At 69.9% G+C, this 18347-nt stretch carries 16 protein-coding genes; 7 read left to right on the top strand and 9 right to left on the bottom strand.

All coding sequences use genetic code 11. The annotated features are described in order from the left end of the window. Window positions 1–536: 536 nt before the first annotated feature. Window positions 537–1991, bottom strand: a complete 1455-nt coding sequence (locus tag ACZ5ID_RS32505; protein ID WP_468905159.1) for an IPT/TIG domain-containing protein — start codon at window positions 1989–1991, stop codon at window positions 537–539. Between the two features lie 720 nt (window positions 1992–2711). On the opposite strand from ACZ5ID_RS32505, the gene ACZ5ID_RS32510 reads away from it, so the two are divergent. The 3 genes from ACZ5ID_RS32510 (at window position 2712) to ACZ5ID_RS32520 (ending at window position 8113) form a co-directional block, all read left to right on the top strand. Beyond that, window positions 2712–3635, top strand: coding sequence for a hypothetical protein (locus ACZ5ID_RS32510; protein ID WP_468905161.1), 924 nt, complete (start codon window positions 2712–2714; stop codon window positions 3633–3635). Between the two features lie 422 nt (window positions 3636–4057). Continuing rightward, window positions 4058–4753 carry a hypothetical protein gene (locus tag ACZ5ID_RS32515; protein WP_468905164.1) on the top strand — a complete coding sequence of 232 codons (696 nt, stop codon included), beginning with the start codon at window positions 4058–4060 and terminating at the stop codon, window positions 4751–4753. A 381-nt stretch (window positions 4754–5134) separates the two neighbouring features. Then, window positions 5135–8113, top strand: a complete 2979-nt coding sequence (locus tag ACZ5ID_RS32520) for an FG-GAP repeat domain-containing protein (protein WP_468905167.1) — start codon at window positions 5135–5137, stop codon at window positions 8111–8113. A gap of 91 nt (window positions 8114–8204) precedes the next feature. Here ACZ5ID_RS32520 and ACZ5ID_RS32525 read toward each other — a convergent pair whose 3' ends face one another. The 5 genes from ACZ5ID_RS32525 to ACZ5ID_RS32545 all read right to left on the bottom strand — a co-directional run bounded on the left by ACZ5ID_RS32525 (window position 8205) and on the right by ACZ5ID_RS32545 (window position 13602). Beyond that, a complete protein-coding gene (locus ACZ5ID_RS32525) occupies window positions 8205–8945 on the bottom strand; it encodes an endonuclease/exonuclease/phosphatase family protein (protein WP_468905169.1) in 741 nt (246 codons plus the stop codon). Window positions 8946–9066: 121 nt separating this feature from the next. Then, window positions 9067–10551 carry a glycoside hydrolase family 26 protein gene (locus tag ACZ5ID_RS32530; protein WP_468905172.1) on the bottom strand — a complete coding sequence of 495 codons (1485 nt, stop codon included), beginning with the start codon at window positions 10549–10551 and terminating at the stop codon, window positions 9067–9069. Between the two features lie 391 nt (window positions 10552–10942). After that, entirely contained in the window at window positions 10943–12544 is a 1602-nt protein-coding gene (locus ACZ5ID_RS32535) for a chaplin (protein WP_468905175.1), read from the bottom strand. A gap of 112 nt (window positions 12545–12656) precedes the next feature. Then, on the bottom strand, window positions 12657–12890 hold the full coding sequence (locus ACZ5ID_RS32540) for a chaplin (protein ID WP_406555542.1): 234 nt from the start codon (window positions 12888–12890) through the stop codon (window positions 12657–12659). A gap of 301 nt (window positions 12891–13191) precedes the next feature. After that, a complete protein-coding gene (locus ACZ5ID_RS32545) occupies window positions 13192–13602 on the bottom strand; it encodes a rodlin (RefSeq protein WP_468905179.1) in 411 nt (136 codons plus the stop codon). A 193-nt stretch (window positions 13603–13795) separates the two neighbouring features. Between ACZ5ID_RS32545 and ACZ5ID_RS32550 the strand changes: the two genes are divergently transcribed. Next, window positions 13796–14209, top strand: coding sequence for a hypothetical protein (locus ACZ5ID_RS32550; RefSeq protein WP_468905181.1), 414 nt, complete (start codon window positions 13796–13798; stop codon window positions 14207–14209). 171 nt (window positions 14210–14380) lie between these two features. Next, window positions 14381–14791, top strand: a complete 411-nt coding sequence (locus ACZ5ID_RS32555; RefSeq protein WP_468905183.1) for a rodlin — start codon at window positions 14381–14383, stop codon at window positions 14789–14791. A 77-nt stretch (window positions 14792–14868) separates the two neighbouring features. Here the strand turns inward: ACZ5ID_RS32555 and ACZ5ID_RS32560 are convergent, their stop codons facing one another. After that, on the bottom strand, window positions 14869–15072 hold the full coding sequence (locus ACZ5ID_RS32560) for a hypothetical protein (protein ID WP_468905186.1): 204 nt from the start codon (window positions 15070–15072) through the stop codon (window positions 14869–14871). A gap of 179 nt (window positions 15073–15251) precedes the next feature. Here ACZ5ID_RS32560 and ACZ5ID_RS32565 point away from each other — a divergent pair, with 179 nt between their 5' ends. Beyond that, a complete protein-coding gene (locus tag ACZ5ID_RS32565) occupies window positions 15252–15659 on the top strand; it encodes a rodlin (protein WP_468905188.1) in 408 nt (135 codons plus the stop codon). 218 nt (window positions 15660–15877) lie between these two features. Beyond that, window positions 15878–16321: a carboxymuconolactone decarboxylase family protein gene (locus tag ACZ5ID_RS32570; protein ID WP_468905377.1), complete on the top strand. Its 444-nt coding sequence runs from the start codon at window positions 15878–15880 to the stop codon at window positions 16319–16321. 28 nt (window positions 16322–16349) lie between these two features. On the opposite strand, the gene ACZ5ID_RS32575 is transcribed toward ACZ5ID_RS32570, so the two are convergent. Both ACZ5ID_RS32575 and ACZ5ID_RS32580 read right to left on the bottom strand, forming a co-directional pair. Next, entirely contained in the window at window positions 16350–16751 is a 402-nt protein-coding gene (locus ACZ5ID_RS32575) for a DUF6009 family protein (RefSeq protein WP_406555536.1), read from the bottom strand. Further along, window positions 16748–18322 (bottom strand): DNA primase family protein, encoded by a 1575-nt coding sequence (locus ACZ5ID_RS32580; protein WP_468905379.1) that lies wholly within the window; start codon window positions 18320–18322, stop codon window positions 16748–16750. The genes ACZ5ID_RS32575 and ACZ5ID_RS32580 overlap by 4 nt, the downstream gene beginning before the upstream one ends. Window positions 18323–18347: the final 25 nt, after the last annotated feature.

Raw genomic sequence — 18347 nt, forward strand, 5'->3', positions numbered from 1 at the left:
GCGCGCGGTCTGCTCCGCAGACACGACGCGCCGCCACTACGTGGCGGACCCCCGGCCGCGCTCCGCGCGGCCACCCGGCGGCTCCGCCGCCGGTGCAGCCAACTCCGTTGTCTGTGGCTGGCTGCGAGGGGCGGTCTGTTAGAGGCGACCGGTTTGTACGCAAGGGCGGCACCGATGACCTGTGCGACCGTCAGTTCTCCGTACTCTTCGCTCGCCGGGTAGTAGATCGGGTCGCGTACCCATAACGAGACTTCACTGACACAACCCCACACATCATCCGGCACGGCCAACTCCGTTGTCCGGGACTCGGACCGCTCCCAACCCGAACGGGATTCGCTCCACGGATCCCTCAAAGCGCCGCCACTGCAAGGGAACTGACGACCCGTCTATTACGCATCAAGGTTATTGGGCTCGACTACACCAACCCCCCCACAACCAACCACACCCAGCAATCAACCCCCACCCGCAGCAAGTCGGCAGGCCTCACCCTCGGCACCCAACGTGCACACAACCCTTGACACCCACCCCCCACCGCCTCAAATCCCCGTATACGTGAACTCGTCAGCCGGGCTCGTAGGCGAGGTGATGTCGCCAGCCCTCACCGTGATGTCCACGGTCTGGTCGTCATCGATCCGTGCGGGTGCGGTGGCCGTCAGTTGGGTGTCCGAGATCCAGGTGACCGACTTCGATGCCTGGTTCTTGAAGTTCACGTCGGCGTTCTTGGGGAAGCCCGAGCCGTCGATGGTGACCGTGGTCGCCGCCGCCCGTCCGCTGGTCGGGTTGATGCCGGTGACCAGCAGCGGTGCCGGCCCGTCGTAGGCGAACTGTCCGAGTGGCACGACGGGTGACGTACCGAGGACATTGGTGACCCGGACATCCGCGATTCCGACTCCGTCCGGCACCGTGGCGGTGATGGAGGTGCCGCCCGGGGGGATGGTGAAGTCCCTACACGGGATGGGGCCGAAGTCGAGGAGGCTGCCCGGGGCGAAGCCGCTGCCCTCGATGAGGACCGTGCTTCCGCTCTTGCCGAAGCTGGGACTGACGCTGGTCACCATCGGCCCGGAAGGGGAGAGGAGAGAGGTCTTCAGCAGGCCGAGGTAGGTGTTGTTGGCGTGCTGGTAGGTGACCTGTCCCAGGAAGTCCGCCACGGTGCTGTTGGTCAGCGCCGGGTCGTACGTGGAGTAGCGCCCGTCCGACGGTAGCTGCTGCCGCACACCTGGCTGTACGTAGACGTTGCCCTTCGGGAGTCCGTTGAGTACGTCGAACAGGCGGTGCACGGTGGTGTTGCCTGCCGGGCCGGGTGACGGGTACCACTTGTCCTGCTTCACCTCGCCGAGGTTGTCCCAGGCCAGTGGCACCGCGTCCCAGGCGTTGACGTAATGGTTGTTGCTGAAGGGCAGTCCGTTGACGTAGGTCGCGAAGCTCTGCAGGCCCGCGGTGGGGGCCGCGAAGGTCTCGAGCGCGAACTGCGGGTCGTTGGTCCAGCTCTGTGCCTGCGTGTACAGGTAGGGGGCGAGCATCGTGGCGATGGAGCCGCCCAGGCTGTGGCCGGTCACGTACACCGTCGGCCGTGGTGTGGCGGGCGCTGCCTGGACCAGGTCGGCCAGCGCCCGCGCCAGTGTGGCGCCCTGGTAGGCGAACGCCTCCTCCGGCACGGCGACACCCAGCACGTCCCCAGGCGGCCGTGGGATCGAAACCACGGTGGCGACCTGTGTGAACGCCGTCATGGCTCCCTTGGCAACGGCGACCGGCGTCGGTGAGCCACTCGCAGTGAACGGGACCACGGTGCCGACGTCGAGGTCCTCCAGGATGTCGGTGATGTTGCCGACCGTCCCCCGCGCGACCACCGCGAACTGGTTGGAGCCGTCGATGCTCCTCGCGATGTACGCCATGTTGTCGTCGTCCGGGCTGAGGGCGATCCAGGCCAGTTGCCAGCTGGCCTTGGTGGCCAGCCAGAGGGCGCTCAGTTGCTGGGAGATGCCGGCGGCCACGCGCCACGTCTGCTGTCGCGGGCCTCTCCCGACGGTCGGGGGGTCGCTGCGGTGGCCGCGAGGGCGGACAACGTCATGCAGATCTGGGGCGGGGTGGACGGGGCCATGATCACTCCTGGGTGCCCGGGGCGGTAGCGCCCTCTGGCGGACCGCTGGTGGGTCGTCGGCTGTGTCGGCGGGCCGGCGCGCGCGTCGGCCCGGTGGGGGCGGACGCGCAGCCGCGGGTCCCTCATTCGGGTGATGTGGTCGGTGACTTCTGGGCCGGGACGCCGGCGCGGGTTCGCCGCTCCTGTACGTCTTGGCGGAATCTGCGGCGGGGCTGTGTGCTGTCCCTGATGTGGTCGAGTTCGGCGATCAGGGTGGTGAGGGGCTCGCCGGTGTATTCCAGTTTGACAACTTTTCCGGAGTTTTCGAGGTACACGGGTGGCGGGAGGACGTCGTTGCCTTCGTGGCCGGCGGAGTACATCATCCAGGTTCCCAGGCGTCGCAACAGATGCGTTTTGATTTGAGGCACTTCAGTTCAACGATGTTCCGCTGCGGAGGGATTGGGCCGTTCGGGGGCCAGTGCGGAATGTGGGACAAGCTTCATGGACGGTTGGGGACGGCCAATCGAGTGGCGATGAAATCGGAGCGGAGCCGAACATGGCGTCACGCGTTAAGTGCGGTATGGAACCGAGGCAATTGTGGGAACGGCATGCGGTGCTTGCGAGGGCTTTTTGTATGAGCGACGACCATGTGCGGGAGACGCAGGTGTCGCTGGATGAGGCGCAGGCCAACCGGAGCCAGACGCTGGCCGCGTTCGCCGTGACCGTGGGGAGTGACGGGGTGGTGGCGGGGCTGCTGGGCCTGCAGGAACGGGAGGTGCGGCAGGCCCGGCGTTCGGTGGGCAAGGAGAACGCGCGGAGTGTCGCCGATTCGCTGCTCGTTCCCCCGGCGCGTCCGCAGGACGACGCTGTCCCGGAGACCTATGACACGTTCGAACCGCCGGTCGCGGGACAGGGCTACGCCCCGCCCGCGGCGTCGGCGGGGCCGGGTCCGCAGGGGTCGGCCTACTGGCGGGCTCAGGCGGCTCAGGGCCAGGCCGCTCAGGCTCCGCCTCCCCAGGCGCAGCCGCCTCAGAACCAGCATCAGAACCAGCAGCAGCCTCCTGTTGTGCAGGAGTCGTACGACCACACGGTGCCGCCTGTCAGGCCGCCCGCGCAGGGCCATCCCACGCCGGGTGGGCAGCCGTGGACGGCCGCGCTGGACGCGTTGCTGGTCAACAGCTGGCAGCAGGGCCTCGACCTGACCGTTCTGGCCAGTCAGTTCGGGTTGGAGCTGGTGCAGTTGGTGACTCGTGTGCAGCAGTTGTCCGCCGAGGGGCGGCTGAGTGAGCAGCAGGCCCGGGAGTCGGGCCGCCACCGGCGGTCCCGTGGCCAGACGGCGGTCGAGGACGATCCCGGGTACGACGAGGCGCCTTCGGAGCACCACCGGTATACGCTTTCCGGTGTCGGCGCCGTACCGACGCAGCCGCTGGCGGGTCATCCCGGCGCCTGGACGCAGGACTACTACGAGCCGTATGTTCCGGCCGATCCGCAGACCGTCGCGTACAACTGGGACGGGATTCTGAACCACTGGCAGACGGCCTCCCACGGTTCGCAGTAGGTCCTTGTGCGAGGCGGCCGGCCGGAGGGGGCGGGGTGTGCTCCGCTCCTGGCCGGCCATCGCACTCGGCTGTTGGTGGCCCGGTTCGGCGTGGGCGCGGTGGCTCGCCGGCGGCTGGGAATTCCGTCGTATGACCGCAAAGGTGTGCATCTGCGGGTAGGACGTCCATTCGGTACGGACCGTACAGTTGGGCGTCCTAAGGAAACGTTATTTCCCGGCGCGGGCCGTCGAGAATATTTACGGACCTGCTCTGCGTAAAGCTGAACGCGCCGCCTTTATGCGCCTTTATTGCGCCCCGCTATTCGGTGTAACATCCGGCACAGGAACGTTATTTCTAGTTCTCGGCAGGGCCTCACGCGCACTCCACTCGTTCCCTCAAATGTCCAGAATGTGACCCTCAGGACTCGTGGAGTGAAATTGCTATGGCCGTAAGCTGGGCGAGACGTATCGCCATCATCGAGCCCGCCCCCAGAACTGTGCGGTACGCCCGCTATCTCGCCCCCCACTGGAAAGGGCTGACGCGCCTGGAGAGCGATAATTGTATTGGTCTCTTTCCCGCAGTGCTGCTCTTCACCCTGGCCGCTCTTGCTGTTTTCGGTGCGGGCGGCGCCGGACTCGCATGGCTGGCCGACGAAGTGACCGGGCACCGCCGGCTCGCCTACCTGTGGCTGGCGTTCGACGCCGTCACCGGTGCGTCGGTTGCTTTGTCGTACTGGCTGGTCAGCCGCCATGCCCTGCGCTTCTACGAGGCGGAACCCACCTCCTCCCCCACCTGGCGGCTCGTCACGATCGCCAACACCGCCTGGCGGTGCCTCCCCGCCTGCCAGCGGGACGCCCAGAAGCCACGGCTGCGGGCCATCAACACCGCCGCCCGTCTGCTGCTCACCGACCCGGACGACTCCCACACCCACCGGGTTCTCACCGAACACGCCGACGCCCTGCGCCGTCTCGCCACCACCGTGCTCCACGAGACGCAACAGGAGCAGCAGGAGCAGCAGGAGCAGCAGGAGCAGCATCAGGAACAGTCGGAGCAGCAGCAGGAAGACGTGGCCAGTCCCGCCCTTCCCTTCGCCCGGTCGGAACGGCTGAAGGCAGGCCAGACCGCGCGTGCGCAGTAGCGCCGTCCGCCGCGACCACCCGGGCTGACGTCGGGCCCGGATGTCCGGCGCCGGTGCTGCCGGCCCTTCTGCGACGCCGCGCCCCCACGGATCGGTCGCGTCGCCGCACAGCCGTGCACGACGCACGTCCGGCGCCCGGGCCTCAGGGCCCGGGCCCCTCCGGGGTGCTCCCGGGGCGTACCGGTTGTTGCCCAGACCGTCCGGGAGTCCGGCCACGAGCCCTCCGGCGTGAATTGCGTTGAACTTCGTACAACTGAAGTGATCTCTGGTGTGTCTGACTGTGTGTACGGGGGTCCAGAGCGCCGGGGGGCTGCTCTGAGCAAAGGGGACGCGGGTTCGCCGCGCTCCTGCGCCACCCCATAAACGTTCGGGAGTAGCAGCATGAGACGTCACACACTCGTACGCAGTGCGGTCGCCGTGGTCACGGCGTTCGGACTCGCGGGCGCGATCGCCCCGTTGGCCGCGGCTCCGGCCTTCGCGGCCGACACACCGACGGAACTGACCATTCCCGCCGAGCGCACGCCCGATGCCGCCGCGACCGTGATCAACGGCGCGGGTGAGACCGGTTATCTGTCCGGCTGGGCCAAGGTGGGCTTCAGCTGGACCTCGTATGCGGACGGTTCCACCGAGCGGATCGTCATGCCGGAGGGCAGGGACACCGCCTGGGGGACCGGCACCGACGTACTCGTCCTCACCGGCAAGGACACCTCCTCGGTCGTCCAGCTCAATATGAAGGACGGCACGCGGCGGACCGTGCCGCTGCCGCAGGGACAGCGGTTCGCCGGGACCTTCGGTGACGTGGTCGTCAGCCAGGGCACGCTCGGTATGCGCGTGCAGTACTGGGAGGACGGCAGCCTCCAGGAGAAGGCCGTCAGCGGTTCGGGCACGCTGGAGTCGCTCTACACGGGCAACAAGGACGGCATGCTCGTCCAGCAGAAGATCTCCGGGATGACGCTGCTGTGCTGGCTCGGCAGGGACGGAGTCGCCCGTTCCACCCACCTCACGACGGACGGGTACGACAACGGCCGGATCGAGGTCGGCGGTGACCGCCTCGTCCAGTGGACCAAGGACGGCAAGGCGTCGGTCTGGAAGACCTCGGACTTCTGGTCCGCCACCGACCACCTCACGATCCCCGGTTACGACGGTGCCCAGCTGCTCGGCGCGGTCGGGGACAGCGTCCTGGTGGCGCGCCGCATATCCACCGGCGGACAGGAACGTTACTCCTCGCTCGACTACCGCGTCGTCGCGGTGCCGCTCGCCGGCGGACCCGAGCGCGTCGTACTGGAGAAGGCCACCGCGATGGCCCGCTTCAAGCCCGACGGGACCATGCTGATCGGCGCGGTCGTCGACGGGCATCAGGGCGTGTACGCGGTGGGCTCCTCGCTGGAGGCCACCCGGGTGCGCGAGTCGCCGTCCCTGGCCTCGGTCCCCAGTGCGCTCGCCGTGGCCCAGGGCCGGCTGACCACGGTGGACCGGGTCCCCGACGAGGACGGCGGCCACACCCGGCTGAGCGGGGTCGACCTGTCGGTCACGGGTCCGCTGAGCGCCGGGCCGCGCACCGACCGGGGCGCGGACGCCGCCGAGTTCCCGGTGGGCGGCACGCCCGACATCCAGGCCACCGGTGACGGGCGCCTGGTGCACCGGCTCGCCGACGGAACCGTGAAGGTCCTCGACGCGGGCGCGAAGCTGCCCGCGCGCACCCTGGGTGTGAAGGCGGACGTACTGCGTGTGTCCGGCCGCTACCTCGCCACCTGGCGCAAGGACGAGCGTGTCCAGGTCACCGACCTCGACACCGGCTCGGTGGTCTACACCGGCCTGTCCTCCCCCAGCTTCGCCCTCTCCGGCAGCACCCTGTGGATGGGCGACGGCCCCGGCCTGTCGCGGGCGTTCGACGTCCGTACGGGCAGGCCGGCCGGCAAGGACGCCATGGCTCCCTGCCTGACGACGTCCCTCCAGGCACAGGGCACGGACGTCTACTGGGAGTGCGACCGCGACAAGTCCGGGGTGTACGACACCCTGACCGAGAAGAACACCGTGCTGCCCGCCCACGAGGGCGCCCTGCTCGGTGACGGCTATGTCGCCTGGCAGAAGGACGGTGTACTGAACGTCACCGACCTGCACGGCACGAAGGGGACCCACCAGGTGGGCAAGCCCGCGGTGACCGCGCCCGGCCTGGGCTGGAGCGTGGACCGCTTCGGCGGCACGGTGGCGTACGTGGACGCGCAGGGCGACACCAGGGTGGCCCCGTCCGGGGTCGCCGCCGCTCCCGTCGCCGCGCTGGACACGGACTTCCCGTCGGGCGTGGACGCCAAGTCCGCCGCGCGCACGGCCCGTTGGTGGACGTCGAAACCGCTGGCGTCCTGGGACCTGTCGCTGGTGAACCTCACCACCCGCGACACGGTCCGCACGGCCACGGGCGGCGAGACCCGCGGCGTGGTGCGCCTGGACTGGGACGGCAAGGACTCCGCGGGCCGGGACCTGACCCCGGGCAGGTATGCGTGGAAGCTGACCGCGGTCCCCGCCGACGGCGGCCCGGACCAGGAGGTGACCACACCCTTCGATGTGAAGGGCACGGTCAAGTCCGCCCCCATCTGGCGTGACTACATCGCCAGCCCCGTCGACTTCGCCGACCTGCTGGCCGTCACACCGGGCGGTGTCGCCGACTTCCGCGAGGGCGACGACGGACAGCTCGACGGAAAGGTGTCGGGTGCCGGCTGGACGGGCGCGGACACCATGTCGGCGGCGGTTCCCTTCGACGACGTCGACGGCGACGGCACCAATGACGTCCTGGTCCGCCTGAGCAGCGGTGAACTGCGCCTGTACAAGCCGGCGGGCAAGGCGCTGACCCCGACGACGCCGTACGCGAAGATCGGCGGCGGCTGGAACATCTTCGACGTGCTGACGTCCCCCGGCGACATGACCGGTGACGGGCACGCGGACGTACTCGCCCGCGAGGCGTCCACGGGCGACCTGTACCTCTACGAGGCGAACGGCTCGGGCAACTTCAAGGCCCGCGTGAAGATCGGCACCGGCTGGAAGTCCTACCTGTTGGCGGCGGGCGGAGGGGACCTGAACGGGGACGGCAGGGCGGACCTCATCGCCCGCGACTCCTCGGGCGTCCTGTGGCTCTACCCCGGTACCGGCAAGGGCACCCTCGACACCCGGGTGAAGATCGGCGGCGGCTGGCAGGTCTACGACACGCTGGTCGGTGTCGGTGACATGACCGGTGACGGCAAGCTCGACCTGGTCGCCCGCGACACGACCGGCGTGCTGTGGTCCTACGCCGCGGACGGCAAGGGCAACTTCTACGGCCGGAACAAGGTCGGCGGGGGCTGGCAGATGTACAAGTACCTCTTCTGATCCCTGGTTTCCCCGCGTTGGGCGGGTGTTCCCCCCGCGGTGCGGGCCCGTGCGCTCAGGTACGGGCCCGCACCCATGTGCGGCCCCGCCTTTACGCGGCGGGACCGGCGGGCACCCGTACAGCCGCCAGTACCGGCAGGTGGTCCGTGGCCGCTCGCAGGTCCCGTTCCCGGATGCCGGGCAGGCCCATCGGTACGCCGCATCCCAGCACCTGGACGCCGTGGGTGGCGAAGACCGCGTCGATGCGCTGGAGCGGGTCACCCAGCCTGGTGGTGTGCTCCCGCCCCCATGGCTTCGTCGCCCAGCCGTCCTGGAGGGAGCCCGCGAGCAGGTGGAAAGTGCGGCCGTCGGGGCGGTCGTTGAGGTCACCCGCGGCGACGGCGTACGGCACGTCCAGGGCGGTGAGCCGGTCCAGGAGCAACCGGCCCTGCTCGTACCGCTCCTCGTCGTCGATGCTCAGGTGACAGCTGAGCACCCCGAGCCGGGCCCGGCCGAAACGCAGCACGGCGGTCGCGAAGCCGCGCTGGTGCAGGCCGGGCGTGCGGGGCAGCAGGACGTCCTCGGCGCGCTCCACGTGCGCCCGGAGCGAGGAGAGGATCATCGGGCCCGAGGCGGTGGCGCCGCCCGTGACGTAGACGAGCCCGGACGTCTTGGCCAGGCGCGCCGCGGCCTTGCGCCAGCGGAAGAACCGCGGCGCCTCCTGGACACAGACCACGTCGGGGCGGCAGGCCCGGATGACGCGCGCCAGCGCCGGGACGTCGTCGCGCAGGGAACGGACGTTGTAGCTGAGCACCCGTACGACCGCGGAGCCGTCGGGCTCCGTCGCCGACATGGGCAGATCCTCCACGCCTTCCCTTCGCCTCCCTTCCCTTCACTTGGCCTCGCTCGGCCTCTGCTCGACTCGACGCGACTCGACTCGACTCGAGCATTTCACGTGGGCGCCGTCATCGGGGTCAGCTCCGGCGTGAGTACCAGTCGAACCGCAGGCAGAGCTTGCCCCGCATCCAGTACTCGACCCAGGAGCCCAGGTCCATCGGCTGGCAGCCGGTCGGGAGGGCCGGGCCGGTGGGCGGGGTGGCAGGGGTGAGCGGGGGCGCCTCCACCAGCGGAGCCACCGGGCCCGGCGCGGGTGGGGTCACCGGGGGTGTCGGCGGGGGCGCTACCGGCGGAGTTACGGGCGGAGTTACGGGCGGTGTGACCGGAGGGGTTACAGGGGGTGTGACCGGCGGCGTCTCGGAGGGAGTCACCGGGGGGGTTGCGGGCGGGGTCGCCGGAGGCGCAACCGGAGGTGCCACAGGCGGGGTCACCGGCGGAGTGACTGGGGGCGTCACCGGGGGTGTAACCGGAGGCGTCACCGGCGGGGTCGGGTTCGGTTCCGTGCGGCCGAACAGCACCGTCCGGTACACCTTCGCCGCCTTCGGGTTGGCGTCGCACTGCCACACCCCGTGCGGGCAGTAGTCGGTGATGGTGTTGTACAGCGGGTTGTGGACGTCCATCCATTCGAGCATGCGCCGCATGTACTCGGGGTTGTCCCCGTTGCGGAAGAGCCCCCACTCCGGATAGGAGATCTGCTTCTTGTGCGCTGCGGCGAAGTCCACGTGCTGCTGGAGGCCGTACGGTTCCTTGACCTGTTCGTCGAAGCTCTGGCCGGGCGGCTGGTCGTAGGAGTCCATGCCGATGACGTCCACGACGTCGTCGCCGGGGTAGCACGCGGTCCACGGAACGTCGTCCCGTCCCCGGCTCGGCGCGAAGTCGAAGCGGAACTTCTGGCCCGGCACCGAGCGCATCGCAGTGACCGCGCGCCGCCAGTACGCCTTCCACGCCTCCGGGTCGGGCCCGCAGCGGTGGGTGTAGGTGGTGCCGTTCATCTCCCAGCCCAGCACGATGACCGTGTCCGGGATGTCGAGCGCGACCAGGCGTTCGGCGAGTTTCTTGAAATGCTCGTCGAAAAGACCCTCCTGGCCCTGCCTCAGGAGTCTGCGGACGCCGTTGTCGGAGACGCCCGCCTCGTTGTGGGCCTGCATGGGCACGTTGAGGACGAAAAGCCGGTCCTGGCGCTGGCGCCGCCAGCCGGCCCAACTCTCCAGGAAATGCGCATGGCCCTCGATGTCGCTCCAGGAATCCCCGGGCAGATAGGTGTGACCCACCCTCAGATCGGCTCCCCCGAGCCATCTCTCCAGCTCCCCCATGCGTTGCACACCGCGCTCGTCGGACTCCAGGAACGCGCCGAACCAGGTGGTGGAGGGGTGCTTGGGGCCGGGCTCGGCGCCCCCGGCGGGCCCGGGGTCACGGGCCGGCGGAGCGGCGGCGAGACAGGAGACGAGCGCTCCGGCCGCCACAACCGCGCCCAGCGCCCGGCGGATTGCGGTGGCGGACGGGCTTTTCCGCCGGTGCTTCCTGGTGCCGCTCATTCCGTTGCGGTGCTTCCCCTGGCGCATGTCCACTCCTCCACGACGGATCCCCACACCCCATATACCCAACCCGAAAATATTCTTATTGCGCTGATCGGGAAGATAATCCGTTGGGTGCGCTGATCCCCCTATATGGGGTACGCGGAAGAACGGGAGAGGAAAGCACGCGTACGGCGGATCCGCGCGCGGGACGCCTCGTCGTCTCGTCGCCTCATCCGTGTGAAGTACCCGCCGAACGGGTGAACACGGCCCGGTGGGGCGGCGCCGGTGTGGTGCACTCGAAAGTGCGTGAAAAGGTGCCCGTCCGTCAGCCGTCGGCTCTTTCGTGCCGTGGACGAGCACCCCAGATGTGACGGAACGTCACCGTCCCCCTCAGGCCGGGAGAGCGCCCTCCTTGCTCTCCCGGCCCCCTCCTCGCCTACCAGCCGTTGCGGACGGCCGCCGCGGCCGTGCCCCTGCGGTAGAGGATCCCGCCACCGAGCAGCAGCCCCAGGGCGGCGACTCCGGCCATGCCCAGCAGGTTCGCGTCACCGCCGGTCGCGGCGAGCTGCGGACGGCCCGGCATCTCGTGGACAGCGGGGGCGGAGTGGGCGGCGGGTGCGGCATGCCGGGGCCGGTACGGGCGTACGGGCTGCGGCGGCATCGCCCGGGTCACCTGCGGGGCCACGCCTTGCGACGGCGTCGCGGGCTGGTGAGCGGGCACCTCGGCCTTGGCGGGCACCTCGGGCCTGGCCACCGAGGGCGTGTCCGCGTGCGGCGGCACCTGCGTCTGCGGTGGCACCTGCGCGTGCGGCTGCTCGGCCTTCGGCGGGACCGTCACCGGCGGCGTGGCCACGGGCGGGGCGACCACCGGAGGCTGGGCGACCGGGGGTTGGTGCGCGGACGGCTGGTGCGCGGGCGGCGGTACCTGCGTCATCGGGGGCCTGGGTGCCGGCGGCTTGGGCACGTCCGGACGGTGGTGCACCGGCGGCGGCGCGTGCTCGTGATGCACGGGGGGCTGCGCGGCCGGAATGTGGTGCAGCGGCGGCGTGGGCGCGGTGTGGTGCGCGACCGGGTGGTGCTGCGGTGCCGGCTGGTGCGGTGCCGGCTGGTGCTGCGCGGGCGCCTGGAACACCGGCGCGGGCGTCACGGTGTGCTGAGGCACCGCGTGGTGAGGCTCAGTGTGGTGAGGCTCAGTGTGGTGCGGCACCGTCTGCTGCGGCACTGCGTGCTGCGGAGCAGTGTGGTGCGGCACCGAGTGGTGCGGCAGCGGTGCGGGGTTCGCGGGTGGGGGTGCCGGGACGTGCGCCCGGTGGGTGGTGGGGAGGTGGTGCGGGGGCAGGTGGTGCGGGGGGCGCGCGTGGCGGGGGCCGGCGCTCTCCTTGCTCGCGCAGTTGCTGCCGAACGCCGGGTTGAGCAGTGCGATGACGTTGACGGTGTTGCCGCACAGGTTCACCGGCGCCTTGATCGGAGCCTGGATCGCGTTGCCGGACAGGACACCCGGGGAGCCGTGCGTCTCGGCGTAGGTGCCGGTGGGGGCGGCGTGACGGTGGTCGTCCCGGCGGTAGTCGTCGCCGTCGCCGTAGCCATGGCCGTAGCCGTACTCGTCCCGGTGACCGGACTCCGGGCCGCGGTCGTAATCGCGGTCGTAGTCGCGGTCGTGTCCGTAACCGCGGCCGTGCTCGTAGTGGTCGTCGCCGTAACTACCGCCGTGTCCGCCCCGGTACGACCCGTCGTCGCCCTCGTCGTGGTACCGCTGGTAGACGCGCTCGTACGCCTGCTCGTACGCGTCCTCCTCGTCCGGTCCGTGCGAACAGGTGTTGCCGAACGCGGGGTTGAGCGCTCCGACGGGGTCGACCGTGTTGCCGCACGCGTTCACCGGGACGTCCAGGGGGGCCTGAATGGAGTTGCCGGACAGGACACCCGGGGAATCACCGGTTTCGGAATGGGCATCCGCCGCGTGAGCGCAGGCGCCGCTCATGGAGAGAACGCTGCTCGCCGCCATGGCGGTGAACAGCGTCTTTTTGATGACCTGTCGCAATGCGGTGCCTTCCTGGGGGCTCACGGTCTGCTCGCGCTCTCGGTTCGGGAGCCGGCTTCGGGGTATGCCGCCGCACGTCCCGAAGCCGGCGGGAGAAATCCCTCGTGCGGTGTCAGTCGTTCTTGCACTCGTTGCCGAACGCGGGGTTCAGCAGCGCGATGATGTCGATGGTGTTGCCGCACACGTTCACCGGGATGTGGACGGGAACCTGGATGAGGTTGCCCGACAGGACGCCCGGGGAGTTGGCCGCGACGCCCTGGGCGCCGGCGTCGGCGAGGGCGGGGGTGGCGGCGCCCGTGGCCATGACGAGGCCGGCCACGACGGAGGCGGTCTTCATGTACTTCACGTGTTTCTCTTTCCTTTGAGAAAGGCAGCGCAACGAATTGTCGCGCACGGCGCACAGGAGAGGCACCGCTGACGGATTGATAACGATCCGCCGCAGTAAAGGAAACCGGCGCCGGAGCGCACTGCGCATATTCACTCGCTTGGCAGTCGCGCCGCTACCGGCAGGGAACACCGCAAGGCGCTAGGAGAGTCGCGGAGAGAACCTCGTGCCGAATGTGCGCGGAGAAAACGAAGCTGCCGGCACCTCGGGAAAGGAGGTGCCGGCAGCCCTGTCACTCAGTGAATTCGCCGAAAGCGGGGAATCAGCTGCCGGACGCGCCGTTGCCCGAGAGGATCGGGATGTTGTCGAGGACGTGCGACAGCGGCTCGTCCTTCTTCGACTCGGTCGAGTTCTCGGTGCACTGCTGGTTCTGCTGCGGGGACAGGATCGGGATGTCCTGGACGCCCACGTTGACCAGGGCGATGAGCGACTGGACGTTGAGCTTCTGGAGCAGGCCGATGCAGGGCTTGTTCAGCGAGCCCTGGACCAGGCTGAGCTGCGGGCTCATGTCGCCCTCGGTCTTCTGGTTGCCGTACGCCTGCTTCGAGCCGTTGCCACTGTACGCCGTGGAGCCGTTCTCGTTCCCGATGGCCATGGCCTGAGGAGCGGTGACGGCCGCGGCACCGAGGATGGACGCGGTGACCGCCGTAGCCGCCATAACCTTCTTGATCACAGGGTGTTCCTTTTCTGGAGAGAGGAGTTCACGCGTTTACCGCACTCCGATCAACTGCCTTGGTGGAGTTTAGTGACGCCCATTCACCCGATCGGTGGGGAACCGAATTCGCGCTGCCACGCGGCGCGCCCCGGAGGCGCACGTATGCAGGCCGCTTATCATTCCGTTTCGTTTCTCACCACCAGGAGGTCCTTTGAAGCGCGCGAGCGCGCCTGACGCGGGCGCCGGCAGACGACGGCGCCGCGGTTTCTGGAGCGAGCGGGAGCTCAGGCTCGTCGACCGGCTGGCGGCCCTGCACCACCAGTTGGACGCCCTGCACCAGGAACGCGCCGCCCTCATCTCGTACGTGGCGCGGCTGCACGGCGGTGATGTCACCGCAGAGCGTACGGGCTGGTCGCTGGTGCATGTGCACACCGCGGCGGGGCGGTTGTCGTGGCGGGTGGCACCCGACGACTGGCATCTGTTCGCCGGGCTGGGCGAGCGTCCGCCCGCCTCCGCCCCGGCCGCCTCCGCCCCGCCCCATGTGCGCACCGCCGAGACGAACACCCGTCTGTCGTTCCTGCATCTGCACCGGCGCCCCAACATGTCCGGGGCGAAACGCGGTTGAGCGGACCCGCGCCGTACGGTCCGCGCGGTGGCCGGTCCACGCGGCGGCCGTGCGTCGGCCGTACGGGTGAAGGCGGGAAACCAAAGCGCGACAAGTCAGTTGACCAGATAGCTCCGACAGCTCCGGACGGGGCTCCATTCCGGACGGGGCATCCATGAGGAAGGGACCAGCGTGTTCAAGAAGGCTATGGCGGCAGTTGCCGTTTCTGCGTCCGTCGTTGGAGTTTCGGCGGCTGCGGCGCCCCAGGCCCTGGCGATTGGGAACGAGAACGGCAGCACCGCGTACAATGGCAACAACGCGATGCAGTCCTACGGCAACTCCGCCACGTACGGGGACATGAGCCCGCAGATCGCGCTCATCCAGGGCTCCTTCAACAAGCCCTGTATCGCCCTGCCGGCGAAAGCCAACCTCCAGTCGATCCTCGCCCTGGTCAACGTGGGCGTGCAGGACATCCCGATCCTGTCCCCGCAGCAGACGCAGCAGTGCACGGAGAACTCGACGCAGTCCAAGGGCGACGAGCCGCTCTCGCACCTCCTCAACAACATCCCGATCCTCTCGGGCAACGCCGCCAGCGGCAGCTGACCGACCGCGCGAAGAAGGGCCGGACCACCTCCCCCGGTGGTCCGGCCCTTTCGTGTGCGTGCCCGCCGCGCGGCGGGTCAGACGGGCCAGCAGGGCCGGGCGACGACGGCCCGCCACTCGCGGTCGGGACCGCCGGGAAGGGTGCGGCCCTGGGCCGCCCAGGCGGCGGCGAGCTCACGGTAGATGGGCGGCCCGGCGGCGGGCGGGGGCTGCGGGGGGCTCTCCTTGCGGCTGGCGGGGATGAACGCCTGTCGGTGCCAGGGGCGTTCGGGCTGCGGCATCTGCGTCACCTCGGATGTACGGGAGGGGGTCCTCGACACCCATACCGTGCGGAACGCCCGTTCACGGCCCCGATGCGCCATTCGGGCTATTCATCGTCACGGACAGCAACCGCTTCCCGTCGCGTCCGTTGATGGCTACAGATCTCCGCTCGTGGAGTCTGACTCAATGAGGAGCCAACATGCAGAAGTTGTGGTCGGCCGCGACCGTCGCCGCAGCCGTCTCCGGTGTCACGATGATGGTGGCGCCCCAGGCCCTGGCCATCGGGAACGAGGACGGCTCCACGGCGTTCAGCGGGAACGAGAGCCGCCAGGAGTACGGCGAGTCGAAGACCGAAGGCGACATGAGCCCCCAGATGAGTCTGGTCCAGGGCACCCTCGACAAGCTCTGCGTCGGCGCGCTCCAGAAGGTCAACGTCGAGTCCATCCTGGCGCTGGTCAACATCGGTGTGCAGGACATCCCGATCCTGTCCCCGCAGCAGAACCAGCAGTGCACCGAGAACTCCAGCGAGACCAAGAAGGACGAGCCGCTCTCGCACATCCTGGACAACATCCCGGTCCTGTCGGGCAACGGCGCCTCCGGCAGCTGACCCCCGGGTCCGGCGCCGCCGCGTGCGGAACGGCCCGGACGTACCGGGCCGCCGGCACCTTCCCTCCCGGGTCGGTGCGGGCGGCCCGGCTTTTTTTGGTCCGGGCGCTTTTCCCGCCGTGGGTGACGTCCCGTTTGCCGTACTGGCTCGTTGGGCTGGGTGAGACGAGCACGAGGAGGCAGACCATGACCGCCCCGACGACCGGGCGCCCGGCCCGGATGCGGAACCCCGCCGTGGTGCTGCCCACCGCGATGCGGCCCCTCCTGGACGTCTTCGAGGCCGCCAAGCAGGGGGGCGTGCCCCAGTCGACCCTGGAGCTGGTCCATCTGCGGGCCAGCCAGATCAACGGATGCAGTTACTGCGTGTACGGGGGCGTGGCGAGCGCCAGGAAGGCCGGCGAGAGCGACGAGCGGCTGCACGCGGTGGCCGCCTGGCGCGAGGCGGGCTGCTTCACCGGGCCCGAACGTGCGGCGCTGGCCCTCACTGAGGCCGCGACCCGGCTGGCCGACCGGCCCGACCCGGTGACGGACGCCGTATGGGACGAGGCGGCCCGGCACTACGACGAGCGGCAGCTCGCCGCCCTCACCCTGATGATCGCCCTGACGAACCTGTTCAACCGGCTCAACGCGACGACGCGGCAGCCGACGGGGGCCACCTGGTAAGAGGGGCGCGGCCGGGGGCGCGGGCGTCTCAGAGCGGCAGCGTTATCCCCAGCTCGCGCATCGCCGTGGAGGGCGGCCCGCCCTCCGAGCGCTCGGTCTTGCGGCCCTTGCTGCCCGGGGCGAGCGTGCGCGGGTCGATCGCCTCGGCGGGCGCCCCCGTCGCGTACAGACCGTCCGGTTCGCTGTCGCGGTCATGCGGCAGCACCCAGAACACGCGTCTGCGCCAGGTTCCCGAGGACGGGGACGCCTTCGCCTTGGGGCCCAGCAGCGCGTAGCCGACCATCCGCCCGTCGCGGTGGTAGGCGGGTTTGCTGCGCCGCGTCGGCAGCCGGTCCAGGCTCTGGCGTACGTAGTCCAGACGGGAGATGTCCTCCAGCCAGACCAGCTCGGTCTCGTGGCTGATCTCGTCGTCCGTGATCAGGGAGCTCATGCCCTCTCCTCGTCGGCGAGCAGTCCGATGCCCGGGTAGTACTTCCGCGAATTGGACAAGATCATCTCCTTGGGCGAGGCCAGCCCGACCAGTTCGCGTGCGCGCGCGGCGAACGCGCGGGAGGTGATGACGGGTGCGCCCTCATTCTGACACCAGGCCCGGTACGCGGCGTAGAGGCGGGTCTGCTCCGCCCGGTGGTCGGGGTGCAGGGCGCAGGTCTCCTCGAAGAAGCGCCCGGTGTGGTCCTCGGTCTCCGCGTACACGGTCGTGGCGATCCGTACGCGCTCGGGGCCGGTGAGGTCCTTGTCGCCGCCCAGGTAGCGGCGGGCGCCCTCGATCAGCCAGTTCAGGATGCCCGGGCCCTCCTCGGTGACCAGGACGTCCGCCAGGTTGTCGATCTTGCGTTCGTCGGAGACGACGCGTTCGAAGGGAATCAGCCGCATCCTGCGCCAGAAGGCGAAGCCTCCGGTGCCGACCTCGGGGCGGTGGTTGCCGAGCAGCCAGAGCTTGTGGGTGGGCTGGAAGCTGAAGAAGTCCTGGCGCATCCGGCGGGCCTTGATGCGGTCGCCGCCGGTGAGGAGCTTGACCCGGGCCTCGTCGAACTTGTCGCCGGGCTTGACCTCGGAGCAGACGATGACGCGCCGCCCGTGCAGCTCGGCGAGGTCCGTGGGGTGCCCTTCGAAGGGGCGGGCCATCAGGAACCCGGGCGGCCCGGCGTCGGCGTAGTCGCCGAGGAGCTTCATCACCACGTCCAGCAGGACCGATTTACCGTTCTTGCCCGATCCGAACAGGAACGGCATGATCTGGCCGCCGACGTCGCCGGTGATCGAGTAGCCGAGCAGCAGATGCAGGAAGCCGATCATCTCGGCGGACTCGGCGTCCTCGCCGAACGTGTCGGTCAGGAACCGGTTCCAGCGCGGGGTCGGCATCTGGCGGGGCCCGGTCGACGTCGAGCGGGAGTGGAAGTCCTTGTTCGGGTCGGGCGTGCGCAGCAGGCCGGTGCGCAGGTCGACGATCCCGGCGGGGGTGCACAGCGCGTACGGGTCGGCGTCCAGGAGGGCGGCGTTGAGGACCATGCCGGGCGCCGAACGGGCCTGCGCCAGCATTGCGTTCATCCCTGCCGTGGACAGGGCCCGGCGGCGGTGCTGCTGGAGCGCCTGGGCGGTGTAGAGGCCGCGCGGGTCGCTGTCGGCGATGTTCTCGGCCAGGTCGCCCGCGGCCCACATCACCGTGTCGTCCTCGTCGAGCTGCCAGCGGGTGGTGTCCCAGCGGTACCAGCCCAGGCCCGGCACATGGCGGTAGTCGTCCGCGAAGAGCCGTACGAACAGCTTGGCGTTGCCCCGGTCGGTGAGGGTGTCGGGCAGCAGGCCCGTGCGGGCGGCGGAGTGCGGGTGCGGGGACGTGTCCTGCACGCTCGCGGCCGGGGCGCCGGCCCGGGGGTGGGCGGGGCGAGCCCCGGAAGGGCCCTGGCTGCCCGTCTGAGCGGGCAACAGGGCTTCCCCGGCCGGGGAGTCCGGGGCGTGCGCCAGGATCTGCGAGGCGACCGTCTGCGGGTCGAAGTCGAAGAGCACGTCCTCGTGGGCGCGCCCACGGGCG

This window comes from Streptomyces sp. NPDC031670, from assembly GCF_055580545.1.